Source organism: Hymenobacter sp. 102 (assembly GCF_049949205.1).
Classification (GTDB): Bacteria; Bacteroidota; Bacteroidia; order Cytophagales; family Hymenobacteraceae; genus Hymenobacter.
The window spans coordinates 4023198-4037366 of record NZ_CP188172.1; the positions used below are offsets into that span (position 1 = coordinate 4023198).

Annotated in this window: 12 protein-coding genes; 5 read left to right on the forward strand and 7 right to left on the reverse strand. The window is 60.3% G+C overall.

Features of this window, described 5'->3' with window-relative positions; all coding sequences use genetic code 11:
• Window positions 1-199 precede the first annotated feature (199 nt).
• Window positions 200-655, forward strand: coding sequence for a hypothetical protein (locus ACN19L_RS17360; RefSeq protein WP_426490726.1), 456 nt, complete (start codon window positions 200-202; stop codon window positions 653-655).
• Between the two features lie 4 nt (window positions 656-659).
• On the opposite strand, the gene ACN19L_RS17365 is transcribed toward ACN19L_RS17360, so the two are convergent.
• From ACN19L_RS17365 to ACN19L_RS17375, 3 genes are read right to left on the reverse strand one after another with little or no spacing between them, the layout of a single operon-like run.
• On the reverse strand, window positions 660-2222 hold the full coding sequence (locus ACN19L_RS17365; RefSeq protein ID WP_426490727.1) for a TolC family protein: 1563 nt from the start codon (window positions 2220-2222) through the stop codon (window positions 660-662).
• A gap of 5 nt (window positions 2223-2227) precedes the next feature.
• The gene (locus ACN19L_RS17370; RefSeq protein WP_426490728.1) at window positions 2228-3619 is read right to left on the reverse strand and encodes an HlyD family secretion protein; all 1392 of its coding nucleotides are present in this window, start codon (window positions 3617-3619) and stop codon (window positions 2228-2230) included.
• Entirely contained in the window at window positions 3612-4625 is a 1014-nt protein-coding gene (locus tag ACN19L_RS17375; protein WP_426490729.1) for an ABC transporter transmembrane domain-containing protein, read from the reverse strand. Before ACN19L_RS17375 ends, ACN19L_RS17370 begins: the two co-directional genes overlap by 8 nt.
• A 368-nt stretch (window positions 4626-4993) precedes the next feature.
• On the opposite strand from ACN19L_RS17375, the gene ACN19L_RS17380 reads away from it, so the two are divergent.
• Window positions 4994-6523: a T9SS type A sorting domain-containing protein gene (locus ACN19L_RS17380; RefSeq protein ID WP_426490730.1), complete on the forward strand. Its 1530-nt coding sequence runs from the start codon at window positions 4994-4996 to the stop codon at window positions 6521-6523.
• Window positions 6524-6751: 228 nt separating this feature from the next.
• Here ACN19L_RS17380 and ACN19L_RS17385 read toward each other — a convergent pair whose 3' ends face one another.
• Window positions 6752-7795 (reverse strand): MBL fold metallo-hydrolase, encoded by a 1044-nt coding sequence (locus ACN19L_RS17385; RefSeq protein WP_426490731.1) that lies wholly within the window; start codon window positions 7793-7795, stop codon window positions 6752-6754.
• Window positions 7796-7900: 105 nt separating this feature from the next.
• A complete protein-coding gene (locus ACN19L_RS17390; RefSeq protein ID WP_426490732.1) occupies window positions 7901-8479 on the reverse strand; it encodes a hypothetical protein in 579 nt (192 codons plus the stop codon).
• Window positions 8480-8695: 216 nt separating this feature from the next.
• Here ACN19L_RS17390 and ACN19L_RS17395 point away from each other — a divergent pair, with 216 nt between their 5' ends.
• From ACN19L_RS17395 to ACN19L_RS17405, 3 genes are all read left to right on the forward strand, one after another.
• On the forward strand, window positions 8696-9424 hold the full coding sequence (locus tag ACN19L_RS17395; RefSeq protein WP_426490733.1) for a Bax inhibitor-1/YccA family protein: 729 nt from the start codon (window positions 8696-8698) through the stop codon (window positions 9422-9424).
• A 123-nt stretch (window positions 9425-9547) separates the two neighbouring features.
• Entirely contained in the window at window positions 9548-10204 is a 657-nt protein-coding gene (locus tag ACN19L_RS17400) for a hypothetical protein (RefSeq protein ID WP_426490734.1), read from the forward strand.
• Between the two features lie 78 nt (window positions 10205-10282).
• Window positions 10283-11443: a glucose-1-phosphate adenylyltransferase family protein gene (locus ACN19L_RS17405; RefSeq protein ID WP_426490735.1), complete on the forward strand. Its 1161-nt coding sequence runs from the start codon at window positions 10283-10285 to the stop codon at window positions 11441-11443.
• A 93-nt stretch (window positions 11444-11536) separates the two neighbouring features.
• Here ACN19L_RS17405 and ACN19L_RS17410 read toward each other — a convergent pair whose 3' ends face one another.
• Together ACN19L_RS17410 and ACN19L_RS17415 are read right to left on the reverse strand one after the other, a co-directional pair.
• On the reverse strand, window positions 11537-13375 hold the full coding sequence (locus ACN19L_RS17410; protein ID WP_426490736.1) for a M61 family metallopeptidase: 1839 nt from the start codon (window positions 13373-13375) through the stop codon (window positions 11537-11539).
• Between the two features lie 102 nt (window positions 13376-13477).
• Window positions 13478-14119 carry a class I SAM-dependent methyltransferase gene (locus ACN19L_RS17415; RefSeq protein ID WP_426490737.1) on the reverse strand — a complete coding sequence of 214 codons (642 nt, stop codon included), beginning with the start codon at window positions 14117-14119 and terminating at the stop codon, window positions 13478-13480.
• Window positions 14120-14169 lie beyond the last annotated feature (50 nt).

Genomic DNA, 14169 nt, shown 5'->3' on the forward strand with positions numbered 1-14169 from the left:
ATGGCCCAGCTGGCTTGGCTACAGCACCAAACAGACATCAAAGCTAACAGCTAGCACGCAAACCGCCGCTGCTTCCGGCAGTGCACAAGTACACTTATGCCTAGTCTCTATTTCGTATTATAAAAATGCTATGCAGCAATATGGTAACTCAGGGCACCGTTACTTCTTCATACTCACAATCACCTAACCATTATTCTCTATGAAAGCGTTATTCGTCTTGCCGGTACTATTGGCCGCTAGCGTAAGCCAACAGCAGGCAGCAGCGCAAGCAGTATCCGCGGCCGCAGCGGAGGCGGCTACAGTTCATTTCTACCAGAGCAAAGCATACGGTTTCCTAGTGCCGCGGTATCGGGTGTACGCCAACGGCACGCTGCTTTGCAAACTAGGCCGCAACAGTCGCTGCCAAGTAATACTGCCGGCCGGAGCTACCGCATTTACGGCCCGGATTCCGCTATTTACTTTCGGAACGCCCCCACCTTTGGCCATCACGCTGGAACCGGGTAAAGAATATTATCTGCAGGGCGATGTGGCTCCCGCCGGGGCGGGCGTTGCCGGACTCACGTATGGGTTTACAGAGGTGGTGGGCAATCAAAGTAAGCTGGCGCAGCTGGAACAAGCCAAACTGCGCCAGCCCACCGTAGCGGCCGGACAATAGTCCGTTATTCTCCCCGCAGAGTGCGGGTGCCGGCGTAGTAATACAGCTCGGCCAGGGCTTTCTCGTAGCTGGCGCGCATGCTCTCCTGCTTCAGGCGCAGGTCGATGAGCTTGGTTTCGCGGGCGTTGACGAGGAAAATGGTGCTTTCGCCCAGCTCAAACTTCTGCGACTCGGCCGCCAGCAGAATGCGCTGGTTGGCAATGGTCTGGGCCTGTAGGGCCAGCTGCCGCTCATAGGCTTTGAGGCTGGCGAACTTGGCGTTTACCTGGTTCACGATGTTGCGGCGGCTGTTCTGCTGCTCCAGGTTGGCATCCTGCACTTTCACGCGGGTCTGCCAGAGCTTGCCCCGCTCCTTACGCAGAAACAGCGGAAACGCGAAGTCAACGCCCACCTTGTAGTTGTCCCGGCCGAAGTCGTAGTAGGCGGGTACCTCGGGGCGGTAAAAGTCGCCGCGGCTGAGCAGGTAGCCGCTCACGTTGATGGTGGGCTTGAGCAGCTCGCGCCGGTAGCGCTCCTCCACGCCCAGCTGCCGGATTTTCGCATCGAGCTTGAGCAGGGTGGGGTGGCGGTTGGTGGCGAAGTCTACCAGCTGCTCAAAGCCGGCCGAGTCGAGCGGAGTGAGGGGTGGGGTTTGCGGCACGGCGTAGGCGGGCAGCTCGGCGGGCTGGCCCTCCCGGTTCCAGAGGTGGTTGGAGAGCAGCAGGCGGGCGTTCTGCAGCTCCACGCGCAACTGCTCAAACTGCACCTGCCGGTCCTGCACCGTAATCTGGGCCTCCACCGAGTCGATGGGGGCCTGGTCGCCGAGCTGGGCCCGGCGGCTGGTGCCCCGAAACCGGGTCTCGGCCAGCTCAATGCCTTCCTGAATCAGCAGCATCTGCTGGTAAGAGTAGTACCAGTTCCAGTAGTCCTGCACGGCGCGCAGCCACACTTCGTTGATCTGCTTCACCCGCTCAGCTTCGGCCGCATCTACCAGTATGCGCGCCTGCCGCAGGGTGCTGCGGCGCTCATCAATCAGCAGGCCCTGCCCCAGCGGCACCGACAGGCCCGCCACGGCCAAGCCATCCTGGGGCGTGCGGTACTCCGGGTTCACGTAGGTACCCACCATCCGGTCGTAGCCCACCTTCAAATCAATCCCCCCGGGCCAGATGGGGACCTTCAGTTCATTGGCCCAGTTGTTATAATAATCGGTGCCCCCGAAAACCTTCCGGTCAAAGCCGGAACCCAGTTTGGGGTCGAAACCGCCCCGGGCCTGCTGCACCTGGGCACGGGCATCTTCGCTGAGCAGCGTTGCCTGCTTCACCACAGGGTGGTTGGCAAACACAAGGTCCGCCAGATCCTGCAGCGAAAAAATCCGGGCCGTATCCACCGGCGGTCGGTCCTGGGCCAACTGGCGGGTTTGCAGAGGCGCAGGCTCCAGACCAGGTTTCTGCGTGGGCAGTCTGGGGTCCTGAGCAAATGAAGCGGTGCTGATAGCCAGGCTACCAGCAAGTAGCCAGATAGCCCGAGTTGGGGAAGCAGAGGGGAGCACCACGGCGGCGAGGCGCCGGAGTATAGGCAGGAGCGGCATAAGCACTATTTCTTGTCCTTCGAGGCAGTCTCTTTAATGGGTGCTTCGTTGGGGGCGGCCTGCAGGCTGGGGGGGAAGCCATTGAGCTGCCGCCAGATTTCATACCACACGGGCACCGAGTCCAGAATAACCCAACCGTACACGCCCGAGCCGAGGCGCAGTTGCGCCGGCCACTGGTGGTCTTCCTCGCCGGGCTGCTCGGGGTGGCGGTCCGGGCGTACCAGCAGGCGGTATTTACCGTTGGTGCTGCTCACCACGTCAATCACCGAGACGGTACCCGCGAAGGTGCCCACCGCCACCGAGGGCCAGCCCGAAAACTGCACGGCTGGCCAGCCATCAAATTGCAGCCGCACCTGCCGGCCCCGCTGAATCAGGGGGACATCCATGGCCCGCACATACAGCTCCACGGCCAGCACGGGCGCATCGGGCTGCAACGTGGCAATGGATTCGCCTTCCTTGATGGTCTCGCCAATACCGGCCTTGAGCGTGCGCACTACGTAGCCGCTCTGCGGGGCCCGCACCACGTACAAACCCCGGCGTACCACCACGTTGGCAATCTTGTTGCGCAGGGAAGCCACTTCTCCCTCCGAGGAGGCGCGGCTCGATACGGCTGAGCTACGGTCGGACAGGGTTTTGGCCACGTCCTGCTCGTACTTGGCGCGCAGGTTGCTCAGCTCAATCTTGGCGTTGGCCAGGGCCTGGCGGCTGCTGGCTACCTTGTTGCGGGCGGCCGTTACCTTAGCCAGGTCTTCCTGCAGCTTGAGGCGGCGGGTTTCAATGTCCGTTAGCGAAAACAGGCCATTCTTATACCCTTCCTCGTAGCGAGCCAGGCGGGACTGGGCTATCTGGTAGAAATTGGTAGCTGCTGCCAGCTCGGCCTGGTCGATGTTGAGGTAGTTGGCCGCCTGCTCCACTTTATTGCGGGCCGAGGATAGCTGCACTTCCAGCGTGAGGCGCAGGGCCGCCAGCTGCTGGTCGGTGGCCTGAATTTTGGCCGTGTTGGCGGCCACGTTGCCCCGTTTGGCTACCAGTTGCTCGTTGAGGCGCACCGGCAGGTTGGGGTCGAAATACTCGTCCTTGATTTCTGAAATGATGAGGATGGTATCCCCCCGCTTTACCAACTGGCCCTCGCGCACACTCCAGCGCTCAATACGGCCGGCAATCTGGTTCTGCACGGTTTGGGGGCGGTCCTGGGGGCGCAGGGTGGTGAGCGTGCCGCTGCCCTCAATGGTCTGACGCCAGGGCAGAAACAGGATAATCAGAAATACCAGCCCGATGGCCAGCAGAATCCGGCCCAGCCGGCGGCTGCCCTTGGGGTTCAGTAAGGCGGCGTGGGAGCGTTTCAGCTCCTCGTCCCACACGGTGTTATCAATATCCTGGTTCGACAGGTTAAGCATGAGTTTCGTCGGTTGTGTGCTCATCAATGGGCAGGTCCGTTACCACGGCCAGCTTTTCCACCCCGGTCAGCATATCAAAAACAGTGCTTACCCCGGTCATCAGCTTTTCAATGGAGGCGCTGATTTGCACAATCAATACTTCGGCGGCCACAAACTGGCCCAGCGTCATCTGCCGGGATACCACGAACAGCGTGCCGGCAACCAGCAAACCGGCCGTGAGCACGGTGCGCAGGCCAATGGCCCAGCTGTAGTATGACCTCAGTACCCCAAAGTGGCCATTGCGGGCCTTCAGGTAGTCGGCCGTTAGTTCATCAGTGTGTTCCAGCGCGTGCTGCTGGGCTTCGCTATTGTGGCGGAAGTGCGGCAGGTCGCCAGCCACTTTTTCCAGCCAGGCCACCGTTTTGTATTTATAAGATGATTCCTCCAGGCTGGTACGCAGGGCCCGGCGGTAATTCAGCACATAAATCAGGGCCAGCATGAGCAGGGTAATCAGTCCGAACCCAATAAAGATGGGGTGGTAGAATGACAGGACGATGACGGCAAACAGAATCTGAAAGCCGGCAAACATCAGGTCAATCAGCAGCTTGGTCAGCCCTTTTTGTACCGTCAGAATATCGAAAAACCGGTTCACCAGCTCCGGTGGATTCTCGCCCTCCAGGGCTTTGGGCTCGATGCGCGGCAGGCGGTAGGCATACTCGATGGCTGCTTTGGCAAACAGCCGCTGCTCAATGGCCTCCACCAGTGTCAGCTGGCCCACCAGCAGCATTCCGCCCATTAACACGCCTAGTACTACCACCCCAATCAGGATGTAGGTAGAGCTGAAAATGGCCCCCGTGGATACCAGGTTAAATACGGCCTGGGTGCCCAGCGGCAGTGTCAGGCTGATGAGGCCTGTAACGATGGCGTAGTAAAAGATGTAGCGGATGGAGCGTCGCTCCGTATCGAGCATACGGGTGAGGCGCTGCCACGGAGTAGGAGGCGGTAAGTTGAGGTTTTTAGAGGCCATAAGGGGCAAACAAGTAACTAGGGCAACCGGGTAAGAACTACTGCCGGCCAAGTAGCCTGGGCAGGAGTTGGTACTGCCGCAGCGCGGCGTGACTATTTAAAAAGCCAACCGGCACCACCGCACTGCATACGCACATATAAGGCGTATATCACTTTTCAACCACAAAGGTATGGCTCAGGTTGCGGGAGTAGGATTTAATTATAGTTAAAATGGTATTAAAGGAGTTTAATGTCACTTAGATACGGTCAAACCGCTTTTTTACCGGCCCTGCTACCGTCCAATGTCAGCCGACGGCCTTCCTTAAACTGCTTCCGTGTGATAAAGCCGGGCTTGCAAAACCCGGCTATATTTGAGCGCCCTACTCAGTGATGGCATCAATCTGCGTGCCCGGTGCCGAGCACGGCCGAGATAGTTATTTCCCTGTTTATAAAGTTTATAGAAACATCATGAAACACTTGTTACTCGTTGCGGCAGTGGGCTTGGGCGCAGCAGCCAGCCAGGCGCAAACGTATCCGGGAGCACCCGCAGGCAATTTGCCAGTCCCTGCTTTTCCGCCAGTTGAAGGCGTGGCCTTACGCAAAGCGCCCACGGGGGCAGATGCCAGGGCGGTGCCCGGCCGCACCGTCAACTACCGGTGGAGTGCTACCGCCAGCCATTGGGAGAAAAACCCGGAGCTGGTAACTACCAGCTACAACGCCGTTGGCTACCCCACCGTGGAAACAACGGCCGACTCGGCCACGCTGCAGCCAATTGGGCGCAGAACCCACACGTATGATGCGGCCAATCAGGCGCTGGCGGAAACCGAGGAGAAATGGAACGGTAGTAGCTGGGAAAATACGTACCGGAATCAGTATTCGCGTAGCCCCAGCCAGAACATCATCACCGAGAGAGTATTTCAGAGCTGGAAAACCGGTGCCTGGCAAAATATAAGCCGCACCGTTTTAGCCCAAAACCGTTACGGGGCCGATACGCTTCGCTTAAACCAACGCTGGAGTAACTCGGGCTGGGTAACGGAAAATACCAGCACACAAAGCTACATTACCTACACTGCCTTCCGACAGTATAATGAATTGTTTTTGAGCTCCTTTGATGTAGCTACTGCTACTTTCAAGCCTTACAGCAAAACTACTTATACGTATTCATCCGCCCTGGCGCAGCAGCCCGCCGAAATTCAGGAGCAGCTATTGAATAACGGGACATACGTGAATAATGCCCGCACATTGATTATCCGTGATGCCGAATCTCGGCCGACGCAGAGCGAAATGCAAACCTGGACTACCGGAGGCTGGGTTCCGTCGCAGCGGGTGATGTATAGCTATTCGGCCAATGCACCGGGGTACACCTATACAGTTCAGCAATACCAGCAGGGAACCTGGGTAAATAACCAGAGAGTCACCAATAGCTACGACGCCTACGGGAATATCACGAGATATTTATACGAGTTGTGGAAAAACGGGAGCTGGGAAACTCAGGTAGATGACCGGGTACTGCTCCGATATGATGCTGATAATAACGTGGTGCGGCGTGTACGACAGGTGTACAACATTTACAATACACACAGCACTTCGTTAGTAAACGTCAGCATGTCTACCCACAGTAATTACCAGCGCATTGTGCTGGGCACCAGAAGACAAGCTGCGCTGGCAGCGCAAACCGTTGTGTATCCCAATCCGGTGAAGGGAATATGCCGGGTGAGCATGCCGGAACTGAAGGGCAGCGGCGTAACGGAAGTTGAAGTGCTGAATACTCTGGGCCAAGCGGTGCAGTCGTACACGCTTCAGCGTGGGCCGGGGCAGCAGGACTACCTTTTAGACTTGCACCAGCTTCCTAGCGGCCCTTACACCATTCGGATACAAACCGCAGAGGGTATCATTTGCAAGCCGATAGTGCGGCAGTAACAGTATCTGAAACTGCCTGAGCATCCTCAGAGTCTTTAGCCAGACGCGCCGTTGAGCGGAGTCGAAGTAGCATCCTGCTTTGTTTGCCCTTCGTTGCACTAAAATACCGGGTCCTTCCTGCTGAACAACGTCGAAGCAGGAAGGACCCGGTATTTTAGTGCAACGAAGGGCGCGTACCCGCTTGAAAATAGCGCCCAAAACGCGGCGCGTTCCTGCCCGCCTCCTGGCCTACTCCCAGTCCTGCCAGCGCAGCACCTCGCCCACGGCCGGTACGTGCAGTTCCCCGCGCAGCATGCCCTGGCCAGCTACCAGTTGCAGTTCCCGGATGGGCTCGGAGGCGGGCTCGTCGCTGAGGTCGAAGGTGCCATAGTGCATAGGTACCACGTGGCCGGCCCGCAGCAGGTTCACGGCCTTGGCCGCTTCGTGCGGATTTACGTGGCTCATCTGCATCATATAGGGCGGCTTGTAGGCTCCAATGGGCATCAGTACAATATCCAGGGGGCCGAATTGCCGCTCAATCTCCTCAAAGTGACCCGCCATGGAGGTGTCGCCAGCGAAGTAGATGGTGCGGCCATCGGGCAGGCGCAGCAGAAACGAGCCCCACAGCACCGTGTTCAAATCCAGCAGGCCGCGGCGGTGCCAGTGCGAGGCCGGCAGGTAGAACAGCTCAAAAGGTGGCTGCTTGGTTTCTTCCCATCCCATAGCTTCCCAATCGATAGTGAACTGCTGCCACCAGCCGGCTTCCTGCACCGAAATATCTGGCGCCATACCCGTAAGCAATGGCGTCATGCCTAGCGACGTAAGAACCTGCATTGACCGGTTCTGCCGGGCCAGGAGCTTCACCGACTGCGCGTCCAGATGGTCGCGGTGGCCGTGGCTGAGCAACAGGAAATCAATGTTGGTAAGGTCTTCAGGCCGGCAAGGAAGGGCATGACGGCGGCGCAGCCCGAGGGAGGAAAACAGCACCGGATCAAACAGCAGCGTTGTGCCACTCACCCGCAGCACAAAGGAGGCGTGTCCCAGCCAGACCAGCCCATCCTCTTGACCTTGCAGAAAGGCCGTGCAGTCTACCACCTCGGGTACCCAGGTGTCAGCCTTTTTCTCCTCCTTCTGCGGGTTCTTGCTAAGCTGCCACTTCAGCACGGTGCCGAAGCTGGGCTCGTACAGCTCCTCCCCGTTGCAGTATTCGCGCCCCATCATCTTGTTGCCGGGGTAGTTGGGCTTGATGATGGGCAGTTGTGGATTGTGGACGAAACGGGGAGCAGAGGCCATAGGAGCGGGGGAAGCGGCGGAAAATCAACCCAAAGAAACGCCAAAAACAAGCGGGCAACCCGAAGTACGTTCAGATTGCCCGTGGCAGTTGATCGGCAGTAAAACCTAGTACCCAACGGAACTGCCCGGCCCGAACAAAGGCGAGTAGCCGCCTGGGTAGGCCATGGCCCCGTTGCTGACCCGTACCCCACCCGATACCGAGAAGTTCTCGGTGATGTGGTAGTCGGCGCGCAGGTTGACGCCCGTGCCCATGCTGCCCCCGAAACCGGCGTAAGGGCTCACCAGCGGGCCGGCGGTAGGGGAGAGGTCTTTCCAGGCGGAGCCGGTAAGCGTGACGCGGGGCGAAAGGGCATACTGGCCGCCCCCCTGAATCAGGTACTGATTGGTAGCCATCGGCAGGGGCCGGCCGGCTTCCCCGAACGGCGCATACGCCAGGCCCGGCGTGGCCCGCAGGTACGTAACGCCCCCAAACACCGAAAACCGCTGCGTAACCGGCACCGAAACCAGCGGGCTCAGGTACGTGGCCGAGCCGTAGCGCCCGGCAAACAGGGCCCCGGCCTGCAGGCTGTACTGGGGCCGTAGCCCCAGGCGCTTCGGGGCCGCTGGCTCGGTGGTTTGAGCCTGGGCCGAAACCGTTGCCAGCAAGAGGAAAGCCGCACCCAGAAAAGAAAGGCGTGAAAGCATACGGAAGATACTACCAGGTAGTGTAAAGGATGGTCAGCTAAGGTACGAACGTAGAGCAGCGCGTACCAGTGCGCGTGCGGATACAAGAACCCCACCCGCGCTGATAAGTTGCCTGAAGCCCGCGCAGGTGCCCCCTCACTATTGCAGACACCGGTATCCTTCGTACTTTGGACGGTCTCATTCTCTCATTTTCATTTTATCCCTGTCCAGTATTTCATGGAAAATCTTTTACCCGAAGAGGCCGGCACTCAGCCAGTCGTGCAGCTTAGTGCCGAAGAGGCTTCCCGGATTCAGAGTGCCTTTATGCGGCAGGTGTACGGCTGGATGGCGGCGGCCCTGGCCCTGACGGGCGGGGTGGCACTGCTTGTTAGCGGGACGCCCGAACTGGTGGAGCTGGTAGTGGGCAACCGCTTGGTATTCTTTGCGCTGCTGCTGCTGGAAATGTTTGTGGTCGGCTATATTTCCGCCCGGGCGTTTGATATGGAATCCGGTACCGTAACCGGGGCGTTCCTGGCATATTCTGTGCTGAATGGCATTACGCTCAGTATTATCTTCCTGGTGTTCACCGCCGATTCCATTGCGTCCACATTCTTTGTATCGGCGGGCACGTTTGGGGTGATGAGCGTGTACGGCTACTTTACCCGTACCAACCTTTCGCACTGGGGCAATATTCTGATGATGGGCGTTGTCGGCCTCATCATTGCTTCCGTGGTGAACCTGTTCTGGCTGAACTCGTTGCTGTACACCATCACCTCCTGTGTAGGGGTGGTTCTGTTCGTGGCCCTCACTGCCTATGACACGCAGAAAATGAAGGCGCTGGCCTTCGTGGGCATTAACGATGAGGAAACAGACCGGAAAGCGGCCGTGCTGGGGGCTCTTACGCTCTACCTTGATTTCGTTAATCTGTTCCTGTTTCTGCTGCGCATTTTTGGTCGGCGGCGCTAACAGGCAAATACCTTCGCCTCACCTCGCAACAGGCCCCCGGTATGTAGCATCGGGGGCCTGTTATTTTACTGTGGAAGTGCATATTCAGCCAAAAAACGCAAACTTGGGCGGCCTTATTCTTTTATGATGAGTGAATTTCAGTCGTATCAGCGTTTCCCGAATGTGGAGGTAGCCCAGCCACTGCTGCAGCTGCTGCGCCAGCATGGTATTCTGTACGAAACGATACTGGACCAGCCGCGCATCGACCCATCGTTTGCGTTTAATCCAACCAGCTCTTACTTCGTGGTGAAGGTGCGGCCGGCCGACGTAGAGGCTGTGCGGGCCCTGGAAATGGCCGCCGATGAGGAGCTGACGGCCACCGCCGCGCCTGACCATTATCTGTTTAGCTTCACTGACGCGGAATTGCTGGATGTGCTGCTCAAGGCCGATGAGTGGAGCAGCTTTGATGTGGCCCTGGCCCGGCGTATTCTGCGTCAGCGCGGGCAGGAAGTAAGCCCCCTGCTGCTGGAGCGGCTCCGGCAGCAGCGCCTGCACGAGTTGGCCCAACCCGAACCATCCCAGAAAGCCTGGGTGCTGTTTGGCTACGCGGTGGCGCTGCTGGGTGGACTGGTGGCCATCTTTATCGGCTGGCATCTGCGCACGCACTCCAAGCCACTACCCGACGGCCGCAAGGTGCCGGCCTTCAGTCCCCGGGACCGGGCGCATGGGCTGCGCATCCTGATTTTGGGCGTTGTGTGCTTTGTAGGGTCGGTGGCGCTGCGGCTGATGCAGGGCGAATAAGTGCCGGCGGACGCCGATGGTTTCGCCGGTTGCGGGGGCAGCTACGTAAGCACAGGCCTGTACCTGACGTAGCTGCTCATGCAAACTCCCGTTCTCAACCAGGCCCGCGGCACCCGCCTGCACGGTCAGAAAGTGCTGGTATTGGTGCTGGCCGGCGGCAAAGGCTCCCGGATGGGCCTGCTCACCCAGCGCCGGGCCAAGCCGGTGCTGCCCATTGCGGGTACCTACCGCCTCATCGATTTCGCCCTGTCCAACTGCGTCAACTCAGGGTTGACGGATGTGTGGGTGCTGGAATCCTACGAGCTGCACACCCTCAACGACCACCTGGGCGGGGGCCGGCCCTGGGACTTGGACCGCACCTACGGCGGCCTGCGCGTGCTGCCCCCAGTTACGGGCCCCGAGGGGGGAGGATTTGCCGGCGGCAACGCCGCCGCCCTGTACCAGCAGCTGCCCCTCATCCGGCAGTTTGCCCCCGATTTGCTGCTGGTGCTATCCGCCGACCACCTGTACACGCTGGATTTCGGCCCGGTAATAGCCGCGCATCTGCGCCGCCGCGCCCAGGTAACAATGGTAACCACGGCCGTGCCGCCCCAGGATGAGGCCACCCGCTTTGGCAATGTGGCCCTGACCCAGGGCGGGCGGGTGCGGCGCTTTGCCTATAAGCCCGCCAGGCCGTTGTCAGACAGCATCACCACCGAGGTGTTTCTGTACGATATGCCAACGCTGGACCGCACCCTCACCCAACTGGCCGAGGAGCATACCAACCTCAAGGATTTCGGCGACTACCTGCTGCCGGCGCTGGTGAAAGCCGGAAAAGCCTATGCCTATCCATTCCAGGGCTACTGGCGCGACGTGGGCATCCCGCAGGCGTACTGGCAGGCCCACATGGATTTGCTCGACAACCAAGGCGTATCCCTGGACCACCCCGACTGGCCGCTCTATACCCTGGCCTTGCCCCGGACCCCGGCCCGGCTGGCGGCTGGGGCCCAGGTGGCCGATAGCCTGATTGCACCCGGCTGCCACGTAGCCGGTACCGTGCGCCGCAGCGTGCTGGGTCCCGATGTAACTGTAGAAGCCGGCGCGGTATTGGAGGAGTGCATTGTGCTGGCGGGCAGCCACATTGCTGTTGATGCGCACCTGCGCCGGGTGATTGTGGATGCCGGTTACCAGGTAGCAGCAGGCCGGAAGTGGTGGGGCGGGCAGGTAAAGGTGCTGGGCGAAAAGAAGGACGAGAAGTAGACTACCCCGAATAGCAAACCGACAGCAGCCCCCAACACGGTGAAATGCTGGGGGCTGCTGTCGGTTTGAGCTGGTGCTGTTTCGGCGAAATGCTTAGCCTTTGGCTTTCCCGTTCAGCCACTCGGCACGGAATTTCTTCTGGGCTTTGCTGACGGGGCGTTTGGCCTGCTCGTAGGTAACTACTTCCAAGGTATTGTCCTCCTGCAGCGTTACGGAGGCGGTACGCACCAGGCCGCGGGAGCGAACTTCTACCGGCAGCACGTCGCCGGGCTTGTGGGCCGCCAGCAGGGTCTGTACTTCCTTGGCATTAGTGGGTTTGCGGCCATCAATCTTCAGTACCACATCTTCCCGGTCGAGGCCGGCCTGGTAGAGGGGGCTGCCCAGCAGGGTAGTGCCCAGCGTGGCGGTGCTGTCGGGGTTGAATTGCAGGCGGGCACCCAGGGTAGCCTGACCGGCGCGGGCCGGGCGGACCAACATGCCCGCCGGGGCCAGCAGCGCATCGTACTTCGGCAGTTCATGGCCCATGATGTGCTGGCGGAAAAACTGCCCTGCAAAAGCGGTATCCTTGCTTACGGTGCCCAGCACCCGCTGCAGGTCGCGCAGGGTGTAGGGCTTGGCGGGGGCATAGTTCTGCTGCTCCCCGTGCTCTTTCCACAGGGCCCGCATGTAGGTGTCGAGGTCGGTTTTAAAGCGGCTGCGCAGCTCCAGGTCCAGCGCCAGGGCATTGGCGGCCCCAATGTAGTAGTAGCTTAAGTAGGTATTGGAGCGGTTGTTAGGGTCGATGGCCGCGGCAGCATCCACGAAGGGGGCCTGCTGGCTCATTTCCACCGGCGAGTACCGGCTGGCCCCCGGTGATAAGAGCATGGCCCCTACTATCCCACTCAGGGCCTGCTGGCTGAACTGGTCGTCGGTTTGCAGGCCGGCGCGGCGCATCAGCAGCATGCCGTAGTACTGCGTGAATCCCTCGGCAAACCACAGGTTGCTGCTCATGTTGGCCCGCTGAAAGTCAAACGGCTCCAGATCCTGGGGGCGCAGGCGTTCCACGTTCCAGCTATGAAAAAACTCGTGGGCCACGGTGCCCAGGTTGGCCATGGCCTCGTTGCCGCGGATGGGGCGACTATTGGTAAGGCTGGTGGAGTTGCGGTGCTCCATCCCGTCGCCGCTGGTCTGGGGCAGGTAATTGGCAATGAAGGTATAGCGGCCGAAGTCGTACTCGGGCAGCCCACCGAAGATGGCGGCGGCTTCCTTTACAATCTTCTGAGTGTTGGCCACGTAGGCATCCAGCTCGGCGGGCGTACCATCGTGCAGCACCTGCATTTCAATGGTGCGGCCCTGTTCCTGCCAGGTGCGGGTTTGCTGCGGCCCCAGCGAGGTAGGGGAGTCCATGAGGTACTGCAGGTTCGGGGCTGTCCAGCTGCCACCGGCTTCGGGCTTCAGCTGGGTGGCCACCGTCCAGCCCTCCGGCAATTGAAACTGCACGGTGGCAGGGCGCTGTTCCAGGCCCTGAGCATAGGCCAGCGTGGCCGGCATGTTCAAGTGAGCGTGGCGGCTGTCGATACCGGCATAGGTACCATCGGTCCGGTCACCGAACAGGGTGTAAGTCAGCACTACCGCGCCGTCGTGGCCGGCCACCATCCAGCCGTACGGGTCGGGCCTCACCACCGACAGAGCCTTGCCTTTGGAGTCCGTGGCCTGCACGTCGTACACGTTCTTGGCAAACTCATGCAACGCGTAGCGGCCCGGCGAGGAGCGGGCCATGCGCACCTGCAGCGGCCCGGCCGGCAGCTCCCGGAACGTCACCGTCACGCGGGCTTCGTGGTGAGCGGCATTCGGGAAGGCCACAGTGTATTGAACAGGGGCCTGGGCAAGTGCCGGGCGGCTCAGGGCCAGAGGCAGGCTCAGAAATAGCAGGGCGGCAGTTTTCCGCATCATACTCCAGGAAACAGGTAAAGGATGGATACAGACGCGAACCTACGGCTTTCCGTTGCTAATTGTCGGTTGTTCGTTGTCAGTAAAAGCTTATCCATCGATACCTCAGCGCCACACACTGGCTTCCACCATCCCTCCAAAAGAACGGCCCGCCGGCGCGGCTGTTAATCCGGCCCAACGCAGGGCAGCCTCAATGGGTGGCCGCTGCCGGGCGCTGATACCGGTGCTCAGGCCGAAGAAACGATACATCAGCCACAGCAGTATGTGGTGCCACCAGCGGTGGGGCGCGGCAAAATCGGCCAGCAGCCACACGCCGGCGGGAGCTAGTCCCGACCGCAGGCGTGCTACGATGGCGCGCAGGCGCCCCGGCTCAAACAGATCCAGGAAAAAGAACGTCAGCACCACGTCGAACTGCTCATGCGGGCGCAGGGCTGCCTCGGTACCCAGACGAAACTCTACCTGCGCCAAGTGCTGAGGCAAATATTGATGCAGCCACGCCTGGCTGCGGGCCAGCATACGGGGCGAAGCTTCCAGATATACAATGCGGGCTGGCGGGCTGCGCCGCAGTACCTCGCCCAGCACCCAGCCAGTGCCGCCCCCAATCACCAGCACCCGGCCGGTACCGGCCGGCAAGCCCGCATCCAGCGCCGCCTGCTGGGCCTGCCGCAGTGCCGGACCGTACACCAGCCGGGCCAGGGCATCGTAAAAAGCAGCAACGGTATCAAAACCGGAATCGGGCAGGCGCATCGGGAGCAGAGAAGGGCGGAAGGGGTGGTGCTTCAACGAAAGTAGCAGCC

Coding starts and splice junctions, on each gene's coding strand:
- ACN19L_RS17360 (WP_426490726.1), top strand. CDS start 200: ATGAAAGCGTTATTCGTCTTGCCGGTACTATTGGCCGCTAGCGTAAGC.
- ACN19L_RS17365 (WP_426490727.1), bottom strand. CDS start 2,222: ATGCCGCTCCTGCCTATACTCCGGCGCCTCGCCGCCGTGGTGCTCCCC.
- ACN19L_RS17370 (WP_426490728.1), bottom strand. CDS start 3,619: ATGCTTAACCTGTCGAACCAGGATATTGATAACACCGTGTGGGACGAG.
- ACN19L_RS17375 (WP_426490729.1), bottom strand. CDS start 4,625: ATGGCCTCTAAAAACCTCAACTTACCGCCTCCTACTCCGTGGCAGCGC.
- ACN19L_RS17380 (WP_426490730.1), top strand. CDS start 4,994: ATGGCATCAATCTGCGTGCCCGGTGCCGAGCACGGCCGAGATAGTTAT.
- ACN19L_RS17385 (WP_426490731.1), bottom strand. CDS start 7,795: ATGGCCTCTGCTCCCCGTTTCGTCCACAATCCACAACTGCCCATCATC.
- ACN19L_RS17390 (WP_426490732.1), bottom strand. CDS start 8,479: ATGCTTTCACGCCTTTCTTTTCTGGGTGCGGCTTTCCTCTTGCTGGCA.
- ACN19L_RS17395 (WP_426490733.1), top strand. CDS start 8,696: ATGGAAAATCTTTTACCCGAAGAGGCCGGCACTCAGCCAGTCGTGCAG.
- ACN19L_RS17400 (WP_426490734.1), top strand. CDS start 9,548: ATGATGAGTGAATTTCAGTCGTATCAGCGTTTCCCGAATGTGGAGGTA.
- ACN19L_RS17405 (WP_426490735.1), top strand. CDS start 10,283: ATGCAAACTCCCGTTCTCAACCAGGCCCGCGGCACCCGCCTGCACGGT.
- ACN19L_RS17410 (WP_426490736.1), bottom strand. CDS start 13,375: ATGATGCGGAAAACTGCCGCCCTGCTATTTCTGAGCCTGCCTCTGGCC.
- ACN19L_RS17415 (WP_426490737.1), bottom strand. CDS start 14,119: ATGCGCCTGCCCGATTCCGGTTTTGATACCGTTGCTGCTTTTTACGAT.